The organism is Streptomyces sp. LMG1-1-1.1, assembly GCF_040815545.1.
In the GTDB taxonomy this organism is placed as follows: domain Bacteria; phylum Actinomycetota; class Actinomycetes; order Streptomycetales; family Streptomycetaceae; genus Streptomyces.
Genome location: NZ_JBFPNH010000076.1, coordinates 176,481 through 194,438 on the forward strand (window position 1 = coordinate 176,481; position 17,958 = coordinate 194,438).

The following is a 17,958-nucleotide window of genomic DNA, read 5'->3' on the forward strand; positions in this document are numbered from 1 at the left end:
CGTTATTTGGGGCACACTCTCCGGAATGTGTCCGTCCATGCCAGGCCGGGCCTGAGCCGGGCCGCCGAGGCGCCCGGGGCGGGGTGAGGGAGCGTCAGTCCGCCGTGTTCACCATCGACGCGGCGGCGTAGGTCAGGTACTTCCAGAGCTCCGCCTCGTGGGCGGGGGAGAGGTCGAGGGTGTCCACGGCGTCGCGCATGTGGCGGAGCCAGGCGTCGTGGGCGGCGCGGTCGACGGTGAACGGGGCGTGGCGCATCCGGAGGCGCGGGTGGCCGCGGTGGTCGCTGTAGGTGCGGGGGCCGCCCCAGTACTGGATCAGGAAGAGGGTGAGCCGCTCCTCGGCGGGGCCGAGGTCCTCCTCGGGGTACATCGGGCGCAGCAGCGGGTCCCCGGCGACGCCCTCGTAGAAGCGGTGGACCAGACGGCGGAAGGTCTCCTCGCCGCCGACCTGCTCGTAGAAGGTCTGCTCCTGCACTGTTTCCCCGGGAATCTCGTTCACCGTTCCATCGTCTCAGATGACCCGGCCGAGGACCGGAGGCCTACGACCACCCCCCGGAGCGCTCGCCGGGCCCCTCCCGCGGCGGGAGAGTGGAGGCATGGGTGAGCCGTGGGACGAGTTCGCCGGCGCCGCCGCGCGGGCGCGGCGGGCGCTCGTACGCGAGGTGGAGGCGGCGGGAGAGCTGGCCGATCCGGCGTGGCGGGCCGCCTTCGACGAGGTCCCGCGCCATCTCTTCGTCCCGTACTACTACGTCGCGGGGTCCGGGGGCTACGAGCGGCTCTGGTCCGGCGACCCCGACCCCGGGCGCCGGCGGCGCTGGCTGCGCGGGGCGTACGGGGACACGGCGATCGCCACCCGGGTACGGGACGGCGACCTGGTCTCCTCGGCCAGCCAGCCGTCGCTGATGGCGCTGATGCTCCGGGCCCTGGACGTACGCGACGGGGACGACGTCCTGGAGATCGGCGCCGGTACCGGCTACCACGCCGCCCTGCTCTGCCACCGGCTCGGCGACGCGCACGTCACCACGGTCGACCTGGACGAGGAGATCGCCGAGGCCGCCAGGACCCACCTCGCCGCCGCCGGGTACCGGCCGGCCGTCGTCACCGCCGACGGCGCCCGCGGCTGCCCGGAGCACGCCCCCTACGACCGGATCGTCGCGACCTGCGCGGTGCCCTCGGTGCCGTACCCCTGGCTCGCGCAGGCCCGGCCGGACGCCCTGGTCCTCGCCCCGCTCTCCACCGGCCTCGTCCTGCTGCGGGTCAGGGACGGCACGCACGCGGAGGGCCGGTTCCTGGCGACCTCGGCGTACTTCGTGGCGCTTCGGGGCCTCGCCGCCCGCGTCCCGCGCCGCGGACCGGCCGGGGACGAGGGCTTCGGCTTCCTCTGGGGGCTGGCCGGCGAGGCCCTGGACAGGCGCGAAGCGCTCTCGCTCTGGCTGCGCGAGCGGCGGCCGGAGCGGGAGCGCTTCGGGGTGACGGTCAGCGGCGACCGGCAGTGGGCCTGGCTGGACGACCCCGCGGGGCCGTACGCCTGGCCCCTGCCCGAGGCCTGAGCAGGGGGCTATCCCCGCCGGATCGTGATCGTCGTCCAGGCGCCGACGTGCACGCGGTCGCCCTCCTGGAGCTGGACCGGGACGTACGGCTGAATCGGTTCCTCGCCGCCGTTGATCGTGGTGCCGTTGGTGGAGTTCTGGTCCACCACCGCCCACGAGCCGTCCGGCTGCTGCACGAGCACGGCGTGCTGGTGCGAGACGCCCGGGTCCTCCGGCGGCACCGACAGGTCGATGTCGGGGGACTCGCCGGTGGAGTGCCGGCGGCGGCCGATGGAGATCTGGTTGCCCTGCAGCGGCAGGTGCTTGTCCGGCGAGTACGCGGGCAGGTTGAGGCCCGAGGCCTCGGGCCCGCTGCGGTGCATCATCGCCATGAAGTACTCGCGGTCGGGGCCGATGACCGCGGTCCAGGTCAGGGGCTGCTGCGGCGGCTGGAACTGCTGCGGAGGCCCCTGGGGCGCCTGGTACGAAGGAGGCGCCTGGTGCTGCGGCGGTCCCTGGTGCGGGGGAGGCCCCTGGTGCTGCTGGGATCCCTGGTGCTGCTGGTGCTGCGGTGGCTGCTGCATCGGCTGCTGCGGCTGCTGGTGCTGCGGAGCCGGCGGCTGCGGGGCGTGCGGCTGCGACGGCGGGGACAGGACCCAGTCGTCGTCGGCGCGCGGCTGCGGCGGCGCGGGGGGCGCCGGGGCCGCTGCCGGGGCCTGGAGGTACGCGGGCGGGGCCGGCGGCTGCTGCGTCCCCGGCTGCTGCACCGGAGGCTGCTGCACCGGCGGGCGCTGCGGAGGCGCCTGGTGGTGCGTGGGCTCGGCGCCCAGCGGCTCGGCGGGCCGGTTCACCTGCGAGGGCCGCGAACCCTGGTAGCCGAACGGGTCGGGCTGCTGCGACGGCGGCTGCTGATGCGGCGGCGGGGGCGGCGGCGACTGGAAGCCGGGCGGCAGGTTGAGGCCCGGCGGCGGTCCCGGCTGCTGCGCCGGCGGGTTGTGCGGGGCGAGCGGGGTGTACGAGGTCGCTGTGTTCGTGAGGAAGTTCCAGCGGCACTCCTCACAGAACGGCGCCATGTGCTCGCGCGGCGTACGGCACTGCGGGCAGAGCTCCGCCTGGGCCGTCGCGTTCGGGTCGCCCCCGTGGCCGAAGCCGCCGGGAGCCGGAGGAGGAACCGGGGGAGCCGAGGGCGCGCCGGGGCCGAACCCGCCGGGGCCGTCGAAGCCGCCGTGCGCACCCGGGCCGTCGAAGCCGCCGGGAGCACCGTGTGCACCGGGGCCGTCGAACCCGCCCGGTGCGCCCGGCGGCGGGCCGGGCGGGGCCTGGCCGGGGCCGGGGTATCCGTACGCGGGGGGCGGCGGCGGGGGAGGCGGCGGTACGGCACCCGCAGGCGCGCCCGCCCCGGCCATGCGGTGGCCGCAGACCTCGCACCAGTCGTCGGAGACCGACTGGTGTCCGTTCGGGCAGGTCGGCATGTCGGTGCTTCCCCCTCTCGTCGTCCGGCCCGGTGGCCGGGCTACCTCTTGACGCGAACGGTCTTGGTGGAGCGGGTCTCGAGTGTCATCTCGTCCGCTTCCGCGACCTTCGCCTTCAAACGCACAGTACCGGTCGCCGCGTCGACGACGTCGACCACCTTCGAAAGCAGTTTCGCCGTATCCGCGTTGCCGGAGGCCGCCGCGAGCTGCACGGCGCGGCCCAGTTTGGCCGTCGCGCCGTCGTGATCGCCCGATTTGCGTGCATCGAGCCCCTGTTGGATGACATCCGCGAGCTCCGCCTGGCCGGTGTAGTGCGCGACCTGGGGGTTGATCGACGTCGACATCGCGAGGTCGTCCGTCCACACCGCCCGTACCAGCCCTTGGGACAGCGGCCGCGGGTCGCCGCCCGCCGGGTCCGGGGCGATCAGCGAGACGCGGGCGGCGAGCATCTCGCGGCCGACCGCCGCCTGAGGGACGCGCACGCTCACGTGGTAGTCGCGGGACTCGTCGCCCCACGAACCCGTCGGGTAGTCCCCGGCGCGCGGACCGGCCTCGGTGCGCCGCCCGGTGAGGTCCTCGACCGACGGCGCCACCTGCTTCACGAACGCGATCTCGACCCCGACCGGGGTCCACAGGCGGAGCGCGACGTCCGCCACGCCCTTGCCCATCGCGGTCTCCATCATCGACGTGAAGTCGGCGGTGAGACCGGCCGGGTCGGCGACGATGTCGGCGGTGCCGAGGAGCGCGGACGCGATCCCGGTGACCTCCTTGACCTCCCAGTCGGTGCCGACCCCGCGCGCGTCGCAGGTGAACCGGCCCGCGCAGGCGTCCAGGGCGGCCCGCAGCTCCTCCGGCGTCTCGTGCTCGTTGCGGCCGTCGGTGAGCAGGATGCCGTGCCGGATGGACAGGTCGGCGGAGGAGAGGAGCCGGTCCGCGAGGCGCAGCCAGGTCCCGATCGCCGTGCCGCCGCCGGCGGAGAGGCGGCGCAGCGCCTCCTTGGCCTCGGCGCGGGTCCGGGCGTCGGCGACGGCGAGGCCGCCGTTGCCGGGGTAGACCTCGTTCGCCACGTGCGTGCCGGCGACGACGGCGAAGGAGGTGCCGTCGCGCAGGGTGTCGACGGCGGCGGCGGTCGCCTCGCGGGCGCCGCGCATCTTGGTGGCGGGGTAGTCCATCGAGCCGGAGCAGTCGACCATGATCACGACGCCGGCCGTGCCGCCGCCGGTGAAGCCCCCGAAGCCGCCGAGGCCCGCGGCGCCGGTGCCGCCCCCGGTCGAGGTGACCGTGACGATCGCGCTGACGTCCCGGCCGCCCTCGGGCAGGAACTCGTTCTGGTAGACGTCCACCGAGAACTGGGGCACGGTCGACTTGGAGAAGTTCGCCATCTGTTCGGGCTCCTCGGGCAACAACGGTGAAGGGACGGAGGAACGGCGACCGCTCAGGCGGGTTCCGCCCCGTGCGGAGTGACGGTGAACGGCACGAGGGCGACCGTGATGTTGTCGTGGCCGCCGCCGTCCAGGGCGTGCCCGACCAGGACCTGGGCGCCGTGCAGCGGGCGCTCCGCCGCGTCCGCGGGGACGACCCTGGCCATGTCCTCGGGACCTTCCGCGTAGTTCCAGAGGCCGTCGGTGCAGACCACCACCACACCGGAGTGGTCCGGCTTGTACGAGGCGGTGTGCGGCTCCAGTTCGTACGAGTCGGCGCCGAGCCAGCCGGTGATCGCGTGGGCGCGCTCGTCCGCGTACGCCTCGGCCTCGTTCATCAGGCCCGCCGCGACCATCTGGGCGGCCCACGAGTCGTCCTCGGTCAGCCGGACGGACGCGGTGCCCCGGTCGTCCGGCACCCAGTAGACGCGGCTGTCGCCGACCCAGCCCACGACGAGCAGGCCGTCGGCGACGATCGAGCCGACGATGGTGCACGCCGGGGCGTTCCGGTGGCGGTGCGGGTCGTGCTCCGCACCGTCCTGATCCGGCTCCTCCGCGAGGGAGTCGACGGCCTCGGCGGCGGCCACGATCGCCTCGTGCATGGCCTGCTGCGGGTGGGTGCCCCGGGGCAGCGCGGCGAGCAGCGAGGCTTCGGCGGCGGCCGCGGCGGCGGCGGAGGCGTCGTCGGGGCGGGTCGCCGAGGAGACGCCGTCGCAGACGATCGCGAGGACGGCGGGGGAGCCGTCGGGGAGGGTGGTCGCCGAGACGGCGAACGCGTCCTCGTTGCGGTGGTGGCGCAGCCCCCGGTCGCTGACGGCGGCGGCGGGGCCGGCCTCCCGCTCCATGTGGTCGCGCTCGCGCGGCTGCGCGTGCCCGCAGTTCTCGCAGTAGCCGTCGGTGTCCACCCGGCCGGCCCGGCAGGCCACGCAGAGCGCGGCCGACGGAGCCGGCGCCGCACCGGCCGCGGCCGGTGCCTGGGCGAGGGCCGCGGGCGGATCGGTCCGCACGGCCGTACGGGGATCGGGGGCGGCCAGTTCGAAGTCGCCGCCCGTTCCGGTCCCGGACGCGGTCGCGGAGGCGGGCGCCGAGGGGGCCGGTGCCGGGCCGTCCGTGCGGACCTCGATCGTGGGCAGGTCCCGGCCGCCGGAGTCGGTGCCGGGGAGGTCGCCCGGGTGCTGGGTCATCGTCGAGAGCGAACCGGGGTCCCGGGGCGGGGCGTCCGGCCAGGCGACGGGGGTGACGATCGCCACGGTCGGGCGGTCCGGCTCGGCCTCGGCGGCCGGCAGGGCCGAGAGGTCGTAGCCGCACGCCCCGCAGAACCGGTCACCCGAGTCCAGCGGCTCCGCGCAGCCCGGGCAGGCGGCGAGTCCGTGCGACGGCTTCGGCTTCTGGGACATCCTCACACCCACGTCCGGGGACGGAAGCGGTTGGCCCGCTCCACCAGTTCGATCCTCTCGTCGCCCTGCTGGGCGAGCCGGGCAAGCACCCGGTACGAGCGTTCGAGGCCGAAGCGCAGTCCGCGCTCGTCCAGTTCACTTCCGAGCAGCAGCGCGCCGCCGCCCGGTGCCGCACCGGGACTCCCGGAGAGTACCCAGTCGAGGGCCGTTCCGAGGACCTCCGTCGACAACTGCTCGCGGCGCACCGCGTCCAGACCGAAGCCCTGGAGCGCGGAGACCTGCGTGGCGGCCGCCGTCAGATCGGTGCCCAGCGGCTCGTGCGCGGGGCGCCGCCGCAGCCGCGCCCGCACGGCCGCGACCCGGGCCGCCGTGTAGTGGATGGACGCCTCGGGCACGGACTCCAGGGCCTGCACGGACCCGGTGCGGTCGCCCGCGGCCAGCCGTACGCGGGCGAGTCCGAAGGCCGCGCTGACGAAGCTCGGGTCGGTGGTCCACACCAGGTGGTAGTACTCGGCGGCGTTGTCCAGCTGGCCGAGCACCTCGGCGCAGACGCCGAGGGCCAGCTTCGGCGCGGGCTCGCCGGGGAAGGCGTCGTACACCGCGTCGAAGGCGAGGGCCGCCTGCTCGTGGTCGCCTGTCACCAGGGAGGTGACGCCCCGGTACCAGACGACCCGCCAGTCGTCCGGGTCCCGCTCCTCGAGGCCCGCGAGGGTGCCGGCGGCGGACCGCAGGTCGCCCAGCTCCAGCTGGGCCCGCAGGATGCGCAGCCGCAGCTCGACGGAGGGCGCGGGCGCGGCCTGGAGCGCCGGGAGCAGTTCGCCGGGCGCGGCGGCGGCGAGACCGGCGAGGAACCCGGCGTTGGGGTCGCCGGTGTCGACGTGCGGCAGGGGCAGCGCGAGCGCGGTGGCGGGCGTGTCGACGGGAGCGAGCAGTCCGGAGAGCCCCGCACCGGCGGCCGGCCCGGCGGTGGCCGGGGCCCCGGGCGCTCCGGTCCCGCCCCGCCGTCCGCGGCCGCGGCGGGCGCCGAGCAGCGAGACGTCCTCGGTGAGTTCGGCGAAGAGGACGGTGTCGGTGACCCGCACCTCCGTGCCGAACAGGGTCGAGAGGGCCGGGCGCGGGCGCCCCGACTGGAGCGCCACCACCTCGCGCAGGACGCCGGTCAGCTGCTCGGCCATCTCCTGCGCGGAGGCGAACCGGCGGGCCGGGTCGGGGTCGGTGGCGCGGACCAGGAAGCGGTAGAACGACTCGTAGGTCCGGAAGACCGCGATGTGCTCCGGGTCGGGCAGCGAGTCCACGAACACGTTCGTGTAGCCCTGGAAGTCGAAGGTCATCACCGCGAGGGTGCGCGCCACCGTGTACAGGTCGCTCGCCACGGACGGGCCGACCTCGGCCACCTCGGGCGCCTGGTAGCCGACGGTGCCGTAGATCGCGGACTCGTCGTCGTCCATCCGCCGGACCGCGCCCATGTCGATGAGCTTCAGCTGGTCTTCGCTCTGGATGGCGTTGTCGACCTTGAAGTCGCAGTACAGCAGGTTCCGGCTGTGCAGGTGGCCGAGCGCCTCCAGGGCCTCGATCCCGTACGCGCAGGCCTGCTCGACCGGCAGCGGGTCGCGGCGGCCGTCCGGGGTGCGCCGGTCGTTGGCGATCTCCTTGAGGGACTTGCCGCCGACGTACTCCATGACGATGTAGCCGTCCAGGGAGCCGGTGCGCTGGTCGAGGTGCTCGACGAAGTTGTAGATGCGGACGATGTTGGAGTGCTCGATCTCGGCGAGGAAGCGGCGCTCGGAGATCGCCGCCGCCATGGCGTCCTGGTCGCCGGTGTCGAGCAGGCCCTTGAGGACGACCCACCGGTCGGAGACCGCCCGGTCGACGGCGAGGTAGATCCAGCCGAGGCCGCCGTGCGCGAGGCAGCCCGCCACCTCGTACTGGCCGTGGACGATGTCCCCGGCGCGCAGCTTGGGCACGAAGGAGTACGGGTGCCCGCACTTGGTGCAGAAGCCCTCCGTGCGGCCCGGCCGGTCGCCCCGCGAGCGGCCCACCGGCGCCCCGCAGTCGGAGCGGGAGCAGAAACGCTTCCGCTCGGGGACCTCGGCGTTCTCCATCACCGCGGCCCGCGGATCGGGCCGCGGCACCTCCGGAATGGCCACCAGGCCCGCGCCCAGCCGGTTCCTGGCGGACTGGCCGGTCGACGAACCGGAGCTGCGCACCGAGACCGAGCGGGCCGTGGACGCGCCGGAGAGCGCGCGCGACAGGCGTCCCGAGACCGACCGGCGGGAGGTCGAGGAACGCGACGAGGCCCGCGAGGAGGCGCGCGAACCGCTCCGCGAGGAGCCCGAGTCCGGCCCGCCGACAGCGCCCGCCCCCCTGCCGGGCACGGCCATCCCCGTCGGCGTCGAGCCGATCAGCCCTCCGGGCGCCACGACCGGGGCGAGCCCGCACGTGTCGCAGTACAGCTCGCCGCCTCCCATGTCCTCGTACGATCCCTCGCACGAAGGACGCTGACAGCTCCCCACGCCCGTCTCCCCGCTCACCACTGTCGTCCTCCCGCGTCTCTCGGGCCGGACAGTACGTCCGCCGCCGCCTGCTGGTAGCGCAGGACGGCCTGTTCCGCGACCCGCAGATCGCACGGCGCGCTCCACAGCATCCTGCGGGCCGCGTCGTACCGCTCGATCAGCAGCGGGTCCTCCGCCGCGCCGAGCCGGGCCACCTTCGCCTTGTAGGCGTCGAGCCGGCCGCGCAGTTCGGCCCGGACCGCGAGCGGCGCCGTCACCGCGGTCAACGACTCCCTGGCCCGCAGCAGTTCCTCCTCCGCCTCCCGCTCCAGGGACTCCAGGAGCGGGGAGAGCCGGTGCCACTGGGCGTGCCTGCGGTACTCGGCGGCGACCGCGAGCCGCTCCTGGAGCACCGTCGGCGGCCCGCTGACGGCCGGCACCTCGGAGGCGGCGATCTTCGCGAGGACCTCGCCGCGCGCCGAACGCGCCTCGGCGAGCGTCCGGTCGGCCCGCGAGAGGACGTCGCGCAGCCGCAGCAGCCGGTCCTCGGAGTCCTGCCGGACCGCGAGGACGGCCTCGGTCTCGCGCCGGACGTCCTCCAGCGCCAGCGCCGCCCGGTCGTACCGCTGGGTGTCGGGGCGGCCGCCGCCGGGCGCCGAACTCCCCGCCGCCGGACGCCAGAAGGCCAGCGGGTCGGTCACCACCTGGGACCGCAGCGCGGTCAGCTCGGCCGTGATGGCCTCCAGCTCGTCCCCGGCCGGATGCTCCCCGGGCCGTACGCCCACCGAGTGCGCCAGCGAACGCGTCCGCCCCAGCTCGGCGGCGAGCAGGTCTATCCGGGCCGGCAGCGCCGACCAGACGGCGTCGGCGGTGACGACCAGGTCGAGCGAGGCGGCGTACAGCTCGTTCATCCGCCGGACGAGCCCCTCCAGGCTGAAACGCTCGGTGAGGAGCGCCTGTTCGCCCGCCCCGCCGGCGACGAGCACGCTCTCGCCGCGCAGCCGCTCGGTCAGCTCCACCAGCTCCTCGCGGGCGGGCCAGCGGCGCCGTCCGCGCAGCTCGCGGGCCTCCCGCAGGGCCCCGGTGTACACGTCGAAGCAGGTCCAGAGCAGCGTGATGGTGCGCTCGGTCGCCGCCCAGCGGTCCCGGGTGGTGCCGGTCAGCTCGGCTCCTTCGAGCAGCCGCCGGCCCGCGTGGTCCTGCAGCGCGAGGAGCGAGTCCTCGATCGCCTTGTGCTCGGCGCCGAGCCGCGCCAGCGCACGGTCCACCTCGTCCCGGTCCATCACCGGCCCGGGGGGTCCCGTGACGCCCATCTGTTACCTCTTCCGCTGTCGTGTACGGGCTTGCTCGTACGGGGGCGTGTACAGCGCTACTTGTACAGCGGAGCGGGCGGCCCGGTTATCCCGGGCAGGTCCTTCTCCAGCCACTCCTTGTACGCGGCCTGCCAGGGGCCCTGCCGGTAGCCCACCAGGACCTGGTTGACCCGGCGGACCAGGTCGTCGTTCCCGAGCTTGGCCGCGACCCCGTAGTACTCCTCGGTGAACGGCCGGCCCTTGAGCTCGACCGCCGGGTCCTGGGCGGCCTGACCGGCCGCGAGCGCGTTGTCGGTGACGACGGCGTCGACCTCGCCCATCTGGAGCCGGGCCAGGCAGTCCAGCTGGTTGGGGACGGTCAGCAGGTCCTTGTCGTCCTTGGTGCCGTCGGCCTCGTCCTTGAAGACCGCGCCGAAGGAGTTCTCCGCCAGCGCGTCGTAGGCCGTGGAGCCCTCGGCGGTGCAGATCCGCTTGCCCTTCAGCGAGGCGTCGTAGCCGGTGATGTCCTTGGCGAGCTTGGGCGCGAGGACCTGCTGGCCGGCCTGGAAGTAGGCGGTGGAGAACGCGACCTGCTCGATCCGCTTGCAGTTGATCGTCATGGTGCGCACGACGAGGTCGACCTTGCCGCTGTTCAGGGCGGCGATCCGCTGGTTGGTCGGGATCGCCCGGAAGATGATCGCGTCCTGGTCGCCGAGGACGTCCTTGGCGATGGCCCGGGCGAGCGCGATGTCGAAGCCCTCGAGGACGCCCTTCTCCGGGTTCCGGTAGCCCCAGCGGTAGCTGGACTGGTCGACGCCGACGATCAGCTTCCCGCGGTCCTTGATCGCCCGGATCGACGGGCCGTCCGCCGACGAGGGCGAGAGGGAGGCCTCGGGGTGCTCGCAGGTGTCCGACTTGATCTGGACGCCGGTGCCCACGCCGGGCCCCGGCGTCCACTGCGCGGGCGCCGGGCCGGTCCCGGCCCGGGTGAGCGGCAGCAGGGTGAGCGTGGCGGTGAGCCCGCAGGCCACGGCCATGGCGGCCACCCCGCCCCAGCCCCGCAGCCGGCCCGCCGTCCGCCGCGCCAGCGGGTACGCGCCGTTCGGCATCCCGCCCCCTCTCACCGGTACTCCGACAGTCTGCGGTTGATGCCGAGCAGCGCGCCCGCCGCGCCCAGGAGCCCGAGTACCGCCGCGCCGAGCGGCAACCCCGTCAGCGTGTCCCTGGCGTCCCCGGCGGAGCGGGTGAACTCGGCCTGCTCGTGGGCGAGGGCCCGCTCCAGGGCGGCGTCGATCTGGTCGAAGGACCCGCCCGTGGACTCCTTCGCGCCGATGATCCGGCCGAGGGCGCCCTCGTAGTCGCCGGCCTCGTCCTTCGCGCGGGCGTCCTTGTGGCGCTCCCGCCACTCGGCGGCGCGCGCGGCGGACTCGTCGACGGGACCGCGCCCGGCGTCGTCGTCGGCCCGCTCGCGGGCCGTGGCGAGCGCGTCCGTCAGGGCGCCCATGCTCGCCGTGTACTCGGCCTCGTACTTGTCGTTCTTGCCGTCCTCGGTGAGGACGGCGCCCCGGGCGACCAGCGTCAGGTTCTCGTTGGCGCGGGCCGTGAGCGAGCTGATCCGCGCGGTGTTGAGGACCTGGAGGGACTCCTGCCCCTGCGCGCGGGCGCTGTCGAGCCCGCCGCGCGCGACCGTGTGCGCGGCGGCGAGCCAGAGCAGCACGACGACGGTGGCGGCGGTGGCGGCGAGCAGGCCGTGGTTGAGGACCCGGTTGGTCCGGGCGTAGGTGCGGCGCTGCGCCCACAGCAGGACGCCGAGGGCGAGCAGGCCGAGCGCGAGCGAAAGGAACGGCCAGGTGCGGGCCGACTCGTCGTCGCGCTGGAGCCGTTCGGTCTCCGCCGCGTAGAGCCGCTCGGCGGCCGGCAGCAGCGTGCCGGCCATCTGCTGGTTGGCGTACCGCAGGTAGGCGCCGCCCAGCGGCAGGCCCTGCCGGTTGGCGGCCCGGGCGCGCTCGACTAGGCCGGTGTAGCGGGGCAGTTGCTCGTTGAGGGTGGTGATCTCGCGGGCCGACTCGGACGAGCCGCCGGCGTTCGCCGCGGCCTTGACGAGGAGCCGGGAGGCGGTGGTGATGTCCCGGGTGTACCGCGCGCGGGACTCCGCGGGCTCCAGCGTGCCCGCGAGGAAGCCGCTGGCGGCGGTGGTGTCGGCGTCGGCTAGGGAGCGGTAGATCGCGGCGGCGTCGGCGCTCAGCGGCTGGCTGCGGCTGACGACGTCGTCGGCGGCGGAGGCCCGGTCGGACACCTCAAGGGCGCTGACCGCCCCGAACGCCACGACGAGCAGCGCGAGTACGGCGCCGAGGATCTGGAGCCGGCCGGGCTCGGTCGTCGCGGCCACGCGCAGTCGCTCGCGGCCCACGGCCCAGGCGCCACGCCCCGCGGGCGGGGCCGCGGTGGGCACGGGCGACGGCTGCGCGGGCACGGTGCCCGGGCGCGCGGGCGCCTGCGCCGTGCCGTGCGCCGCCGAGGCGGCGGGCGCTTTCGGCGGGTGTGTCACTTGACCTCCCCCTCGGTCGCTGACGTCGGCCGGCCCGTCCGGTGTCCCGGTGGCGACCGGTTCCGGTGGACGACCACCCCGGCCAGCAGTATGGCCTCAGGGGGCCGTCCGCACACCGGGATTGACTCGATCTTGTTCCTATCGTGCCCCATGCCCCCGGCACATCAGCAGGCGAACCCCCTCACTCTGAATACGCCGCCCGCCGAAGATCGGTTCCCTTTCGGACACCCCTCGAACGGGTGAACATGCGTACGGGGTGCCTCGTCGAGACGACGAGACACCCCGCGGCCGCACTCCTCAGGCCCCGTAGTGCTCCCGCAGCCGGGCCTTGGCCTCCGGACCCGCCTCGGCCGCGTCCAGGGCGAGCAGCCCCGCCCCGAGCACCGGCGGCGCGGTCACGAACCCGACCACGGCCTTCGGCGCCCGCTCCGCGAGGAGTTCGAGGATCCGCTCCTCCAGCTGCGGATGGCGGGCCGCGAGCACGCTGCCGCCCAGCATCACCGGCGCCACCTCGCGGTGGAGCCCGAGCCGCCGGAGTGCGACCGACGCCATGGCGACGACCTCCTCGGCGAGCCGGTGCACGAGCGAGAGCGCCACCGGGTCGCCCTGGGCCGCGACCGCGAACAGCACCGGGGTCAGCTCGTGCCGCCGCTCCATCGGGACGCCGCCCAGGTGCAGCGCCTCGATCAGCTGGTACATCGACCCCAGTCCGAAGTGGGCGGGCAGCGCGTCCGCGAGCGCGGTGGGCAGACCCCGCCCGTCCTCGGCGCGCGCCGCGAACCACATCGCCTCGTCGGCGAGTCCGCCGCCCCCGCCCCAGTCGCCGGAGATCTTCCCGATCGCCGGGAAGCGCGCGGTCCGCCCGTCCGGGGTCATCCCGACGCAGTTGATCCCGGCCCCGCAGACCACCGCGACGCCCCGGGGCTCGTCGATGCCGGCCCGCAGGATGGCGAAGGTGTCGTTGTGCACCCGTACGGACGGGCTCCAGCCCCGCGCGAGGAGCGCGGCCCGCAGCTCGGCCTCCTCGACGGGCAGGTCGGCGTTGGCGAGACAGGCCGCGACGTGCGCGAACTCCGCCGGCACGGCGGCCTCGGCGCATGCCCGCCCGACGATCTCCGCGAGCCCGTCGACCGCCGTCTCCACGCCCACCACGGGGGGCTGGAAGCCGCCGCCGCGCGCCGTGCCGAGGACCCTGCCGTCCACGGAGACGACGGCGACGTCGGTCTTGCTGTTGCCGGCGTCGACGGCCAGCAGGGTTCCGGTCACGCCCACGCGAGGTGCTCCCGGTTGTGCGCGATCAGCCGGTCGGTGAGCCCGTCGGCGTACGCGTACTGGCCCACCAGCGGGTGGGCGAGCAGCGCCTTGAACACCCGGTCGCGGCCGCCGCGGAGCGCCGCCTCCAGGGCCAGGTCCTCGTAGGCCGTGACGTGGGCGATCAGACCGGCGTACAGCGGGTCCACCGGCGCGACCGGCAGCGGCGTGGCGCCGTGCGCGCCCACCGCGGCCTGCGTCTCGATGACGGCGTCGTCCGGCAGGAACGGCAGCGTCCCGTTGTTGTACGTGTTCACCACCTGGTACGGCGATCCGCCACCGCCCAGCAGCGAGGCCGCCAGGTCCACGGCCGCCTCCGAGTAGAAGGCGCCGCCGCGCTTGGAGAGCAGGGCCGGCTTCTCGTCGAGCGCCGGGTCGCCGTACAGCTCCAGGAGTTCCCGCTCCATCGCCGCGACCTCGGCGGCCCGGGACGGCTTCGTGCCGAGCTCGCGCACCACCTCGTCGTGCGCGTAGAAGTACCGGAGGTAGTACGAGGGGACGACGCCGAGCCGGTCGAGGACCGGGCGCGGCAGGCGGAGGTCGTCGGCGACGGCGTCGCCGTGCTCGGCGAGCAGCCGGGGCAGGGCGTTCTCGCCCTCGGGGCCCCCGATCCGTACGGCCCGCTCCCAGGTCAGGTGGTTGAGCCCGACGTGGTCGAGGTGGATCTCGGACGGGGCGACGCCGAGGAGCTTCGCGAACTTGCGCTGGAAGCCGATGGCCACGTTGCACAGGCCGACGGCCTTGTGCCCGGCCTGGAGCAGCGCGCGCGTGACGATGCCGACGGGGTTGGTGAAGTCGATGATCCAGGCGTCCGGGTTGGTGCGCCGGACCCGCTCGGCGATGTCCAGGACCACCGGGACCGTGCGCAGCGCCTTGGCGAGGCCGCCGGCGCCGGTGGTCTCCTGGCCGACGCAGCCGCACTCCAGGGGCCAGGTCTCGTCCTGTTGGCGGGCGGCCTGTCCGCCGACCCGCAGCTGGAGCAGGACGGCGTCGGCGCCCTCGACCCCGGCGTCGAGGTCGGTGGTGGTGGTGACCTTCCCGTCGTGGTCCTGCTTGGCGAAGATGCGCCGGGCGAGCCCGCCGACCAGTTCGAGCCGCTCGGCGGCCGGGTCGACGAGGACGAGTTCGGTGATGGGCAGGGTGTCGCGCAACCGCGCGAAGCCGTCGATGAGTTCGGGGGTGTAGGTGGAACCGCCCCCCACGACAGTGAGCTTCATCTTTCGTATCAGCCCTTCACTCCGGTCAGGGTGACTCCCTCGACGAACGCCTTCTGGGCGAAGAAGAACACGAGGATCACGGGGGCCATGACCAGCACGGTCGCGGCCATGGTCAGGTTCCAGTCGGTGTGGTGCGCGCCCTTGAAGGACTCGAGGCCGTAACTGAGCGTCCAGGCCGTCGCGTTCTCGGAGGCGTAGATCTGCGGCCCGAAGTAGTCGTTCCAGCAGTAGAAGAACTGGAACAGGGCCACGGCGGCGATGCCGGGCTTCGCCATCGGGAGCACGACCTTCACGAGGGTGCGGAATTCGCCGCAGCCGTCGATCCTCGCGGCCTCGACGTACTCGTTCGGGATCGTCAGCAGGAACTGGCGGAGCAGGAAGATCGCGAAGGCGTCGCCGAACGCCATCGGGATGATCAGCGGCCACAGCGTCCCGGAGAGGTCCATCTGCTTCGCCCAGAACAGGTACATCGGGATGATGACGACCTGCGGCGGCAGCATCATCATCGAGATGACGAGCAGCAGCGACAGGTGCCGGCCGCGGAAGCGGAACTTGGCGAGCGCGTAGGCCACGGGGATCGAGGACACCACGACGAGGACGGTGCCGAGTCCCGCGTACAGCAGCGAGTTCCTCCACCAGAGGAGGAAGCCGTCCGTCTCGAAGACCTTGACGTAGTTCTCCCAGTGCCAGGAGTTCGGCGTCAGGTCCCGGGTGAGCGCCTGCTGGTCGCTCATCAGGGAGGTCAGGAGGACGAACACGAACGGGAGGACGAAGAACAGGGCGGCGGCGACGCCGAGCGAGTGCACGGCGATCCAGTGCAGCAGGGACGTCCGGCGGGCCTGCTTCTCGGCGGGGCTCACGGCGGGACGCGCCTGGGCGGTTGCGGTCGTCATGTGTCAGTCACCCGAGCCGATCAGGCCGCCGCGCCGGCGCATGAGCAGGGCGGTGAAGGCCATGGAGAGAGCGAAGAGCACGAGCGCCACCACACAGGCCGCGCCGTAGTTGAACTGGTTGAACCCGAGGCTGTAGACGAGCTGCGGCAGCGTCAGGGTGGAGTTGTCGGGGTAGCCGGGCTGGAAGGCCACACCGGAGCCGCCCAGCACCCCCGAGGCGACCTTGGCGGCCACGATCGGCTGGGTGTAGTACTGCATCGCGCCGATGATCCCGGTGACGACCGCGAAGAGCACGATCGGCGAGATGTTCGGCAGCGTGATGTAGCGGAACCGCTGCCACGGGGACGCGCCGTCCAGCTCGGCGGCCTCGTACTGCTCCTTCGGCACGTCGAGCAGGGCGGCCATGAAGATGACCATGAGGTCGCCGACGCCCCACACGGCGAGGACGGTCAGGGCGGGCTTGGCCCAGTCCGCGTCGTTGAACCAGGCGGGCGCCGGGATGCCGACGGCCTCCAGGAGCGAGTTGACCGGTCCGGTGCCGGGGTTGAGCAGGAAGACGAAGGCGAGCGTGGCGGCCACCGGCGGGGCCAGGTAGGGCAGGTAGAAGAGGGTGCGGAAGACCCCGGCGCCCGTCTTGATCTTGGTGATGAGCATGCCGATGCCGAGGCCGAAGACGACCCGGCAGGTCACCATGACGACGGCCAGCCAGAGCGTGTTCTGCATCGCCGGCCAGAACTTCGGCATGTCGGCGAAGACGTACGTCCAGTTCTCCACGCCGCGCCAGGTCGGCGGGTTGAGGCCGTCGTACCGCATGAACGAGAAGTACAGGGTGGAGACGAGCGGGTAGGCGAAGAAGAAGCCGAACCCGATCAGCCAGGGGGACATGAACAGTGCGGTGCGCAGCGCGTTGCGCCGACGCTTGGACCGCAGGGTGTTGCGTCCCGTGGGGGAGGCGGCTGCCGGGGCGGCCGCCTCCTTCGTGGGCAGGGTGTCCGTGCTCATGGTCGGGATCCGGCCGTCACTTCGCCGCGGCGATGTCGCGGTCGATCTGGGCCGCGGTGTCCGCGAGGCCCTTCTTCAGATCGGTGACCTGGCCGTTCTCGTACCGGTGGGCGAGCTCGGAGAGGGCCTCCTGGTAGGCGGGGCCGTTCACCGCGCCGTCCATGGTGGTGGACTCGGGGTGCTGGGCGATCTCCAGGAACGTCTTGAAGCGGTCGTCGAACGCGAGGTCCGGGGACTTCAGCGCCTCGAAGGTGGAGGGCACGTTGCCGATGGCGTTGGCGAAGGCGACCACCGCGGCGGTGTCCGTGGTCATGTACTTGACCAGCTCCCAGGCCGCGTTCTGCTTCTTGCTCTGCGGCGCGATGCCCATGATCGTGCCGGACAGGTAGCCCTTGCCGTACTCGCTCAGCTCGTCGTCGGCGACCGGCAGCGGCGCGACGCCGACCTCGAAGTCGACCTTGGCGTCCTTGATGAAGTTCAGCCGCCACTCGCCGTCGAGCTGCATGGCGACCTGGCCGGTCTGGAAGGGGTGCTTGGCGCCCCACTCGTCACCGAAGGTGGTGCGGTACTTGTCGAGCTTCCTGAACCCGCCGAGGCCGTCCACCAGGGACTTCTGGTAGGTCATCATCTCGGCGAACGCCGGGTCCTTGGCGACGTTCGACTTGCCGTTGTCGTCGAAGTAGTCGTGGTCCCACTGCGACATGTAGTGCTCGACGACGGTCTCGTAGCCCAGGTAGTTCGGCATGAAGCCGAGCTGCTCGTACGAGTCGCCCTTGGGCTTCGTCAGCCGCTTGGCGACCTCGGTGAACTGGGACCAGGTCTTCGGCGGGGCCTCGGGGTCGAGTCCGGCCTTCTTGAACGCGGTCTTGTTGTAGTAGAGCCCGTACGCGTCGGAGAGCAGCGGCAGCGAGCAGCGCTTGCCGTCGAACTGGGTGTACTCCTGGAGGACCTTCGGGAAGGTCTTGTCCAGGTCGAGCTTCGACTTCTCTATGAAGGGCTTGAGGTCGGCGAGGGCGCCCGAGGCGCAGAACTTGCCGACGTTGGAGGTGGTGAACGAGGAGACGACGTCCGGCCCGTTCGAGCCGCCCGCGCGGAGCGCCTGGCCGAGCTTCTCGTCGTTGATGTCGCCGACGAGCTTCACCTTGATGTTCGGGTGGGACTTCTCGAAGCGGGCGACGTTGTCCTCGATCGCCTTGACCTCGGCGGGCGCCGACCAGCCGTGCCAGAACGTGATCGTCGTCGGCGCGTTCGGGTCTTCGGCGGCCTGGTTGTTCGCGGAGCCCGTACAGGCGGAGGCGAAGAGGGCGATCGAGGCGGTGGCGGCGAGCGCGGCGGCGGCTCTGCGCGGGCGTGCGGGCATGGCGATGTCTCCCTGGGGCGGGTC

Annotated in this window: 15 protein-coding genes; 2 read left to right on the forward strand and 13 right to left on the reverse strand. The window is 73.5% G+C overall.

Annotated elements, in window-relative coordinates:
• Positions 1-94: 94 nt before the first annotated feature.
• The gene (locus MRBLMG1_RS34330) at positions 95-499 is read right to left on the reverse strand and encodes a globin (protein ID WP_367828062.1); all 405 of its coding nucleotides are present in this window, start codon (positions 497-499) and stop codon (positions 95-97) included.
• Between the two features lie 97 nt (positions 500-596).
• Here MRBLMG1_RS34330 and MRBLMG1_RS34335 point away from each other — a divergent pair, with 97 nt between their 5' ends.
• Positions 597-1,550, forward strand: coding sequence for a methyltransferase domain-containing protein (locus MRBLMG1_RS34335; RefSeq protein ID WP_367828063.1), 954 nt, complete (start codon positions 597-599; stop codon positions 1,548-1,550).
• Between the two features lie 8 nt (positions 1,551-1,558).
• Here the strand turns inward: MRBLMG1_RS34335 and MRBLMG1_RS34340 are convergent, their stop codons facing one another.
• Genes MRBLMG1_RS34340 through MRBLMG1_RS34355 form a run of 4 tightly spaced genes read right to left on the reverse strand, consistent with a single transcriptional unit; the run spans position 1,559 to position 7,966 of the window.
• Complete coding sequence (locus MRBLMG1_RS34340; protein WP_367828064.1) at positions 1,559-3,001, reverse strand: FHA domain-containing protein; 1,443 nt, start codon at positions 2,999-3,001, stop codon at positions 1,559-1,561.
• Positions 3,002-3,042: 41 nt separating this feature from the next.
• Positions 3,043-4,383, reverse strand: a complete 1,341-nt coding sequence (locus tag MRBLMG1_RS34345; RefSeq protein ID WP_367828065.1) for a vWA domain-containing protein — start codon at positions 4,381-4,383, stop codon at positions 3,043-3,045.
• A 53-nt stretch (positions 4,384-4,436) separates the two neighbouring features.
• Positions 4,437-5,819 carry a PP2C family serine/threonine-protein phosphatase gene (locus tag MRBLMG1_RS34350; protein ID WP_367828066.1) on the reverse strand — a complete coding sequence of 461 codons (1,383 nt, stop codon included), beginning with the start codon at positions 5,817-5,819 and terminating at the stop codon, positions 4,437-4,439.
• A 2-nt stretch (positions 5,820-5,821) separates the two neighbouring features.
• Positions 5,822-7,966 (reverse strand): tetratricopeptide repeat protein, encoded by a 2,145-nt coding sequence (locus tag MRBLMG1_RS34355; protein ID WP_422664615.1) that lies wholly within the window; start codon positions 7,964-7,966, stop codon positions 5,822-5,824.
• Between MRBLMG1_RS34355 and MRBLMG1_RS37495 the strand changes: the two genes are divergently transcribed.
• Entirely contained in the window at positions 7,959-8,321 is a 363-nt protein-coding gene (locus MRBLMG1_RS37495; RefSeq protein WP_422664616.1) for a hypothetical protein, read from the forward strand. The two genes, MRBLMG1_RS34355 and MRBLMG1_RS37495, sit on opposite strands and share 8 nt — an antisense overlap.
• A gap of 25 nt (positions 8,322-8,346) precedes the next feature.
• On the opposite strand, the gene MRBLMG1_RS34360 is transcribed toward MRBLMG1_RS37495, so the two are convergent.
• The 8 genes from MRBLMG1_RS34360 to MRBLMG1_RS34395 form a co-directional block, all read right to left on the reverse strand.
• A complete protein-coding gene (locus tag MRBLMG1_RS34360; protein ID WP_367828068.1) occupies positions 8,347-9,624 on the reverse strand; it encodes a hypothetical protein in 1,278 nt (425 codons plus the stop codon).
• A gap of 56 nt (positions 9,625-9,680) precedes the next feature.
• Complete coding sequence (locus tag MRBLMG1_RS34365; protein WP_367828069.1) at positions 9,681-10,712, reverse strand: glutamate ABC transporter substrate-binding protein; 1,032 nt, start codon at positions 10,710-10,712, stop codon at positions 9,681-9,683.
• Positions 10,713-10,723: 11 nt separating this feature from the next.
• On the reverse strand, positions 10,724-12,151 hold the full coding sequence (locus MRBLMG1_RS34370) for a hypothetical protein (RefSeq protein WP_414721703.1): 1,428 nt from the start codon (positions 12,149-12,151) through the stop codon (positions 10,724-10,726).
• A gap of 297 nt (positions 12,152-12,448) precedes the next feature.
• On the reverse strand, positions 12,449-13,423 hold the full coding sequence (locus MRBLMG1_RS34375; protein ID WP_367828070.1) for an N-acetylglucosamine kinase: 975 nt from the start codon (positions 13,421-13,423) through the stop codon (positions 12,449-12,451).
• Positions 13,414-14,679 (reverse strand): 6-phospho-beta-glucosidase, encoded by a 1,266-nt coding sequence (locus MRBLMG1_RS34380; RefSeq protein ID WP_367828071.1) that lies wholly within the window; start codon positions 14,677-14,679, stop codon positions 13,414-13,416. Before MRBLMG1_RS34380 ends, MRBLMG1_RS34375 begins: the two co-directional genes overlap by 10 nt.
• Before the next feature lie 8 nt (positions 14,680-14,687).
• Entirely contained in the window at positions 14,688-15,572 is an 885-nt protein-coding gene (locus MRBLMG1_RS34385) for a carbohydrate ABC transporter permease (protein WP_367828072.1), read from the reverse strand.
• Between the two features lie 3 nt (positions 15,573-15,575).
• Positions 15,576-16,457 carry a carbohydrate ABC transporter permease gene (locus MRBLMG1_RS34390; protein ID WP_414721707.1) on the reverse strand — a complete coding sequence of 294 codons (882 nt, stop codon included), beginning with the start codon at positions 16,455-16,457 and terminating at the stop codon, positions 15,576-15,578.
• Between the two features lie 133 nt (positions 16,458-16,590).
• Positions 16,591-17,934 carry an ABC transporter substrate-binding protein gene (locus MRBLMG1_RS34395; protein ID WP_367828074.1) on the reverse strand — a complete coding sequence of 448 codons (1,344 nt, stop codon included), beginning with the start codon at positions 17,932-17,934 and terminating at the stop codon, positions 16,591-16,593.
• Positions 17,935-17,958 lie beyond the last annotated feature (24 nt).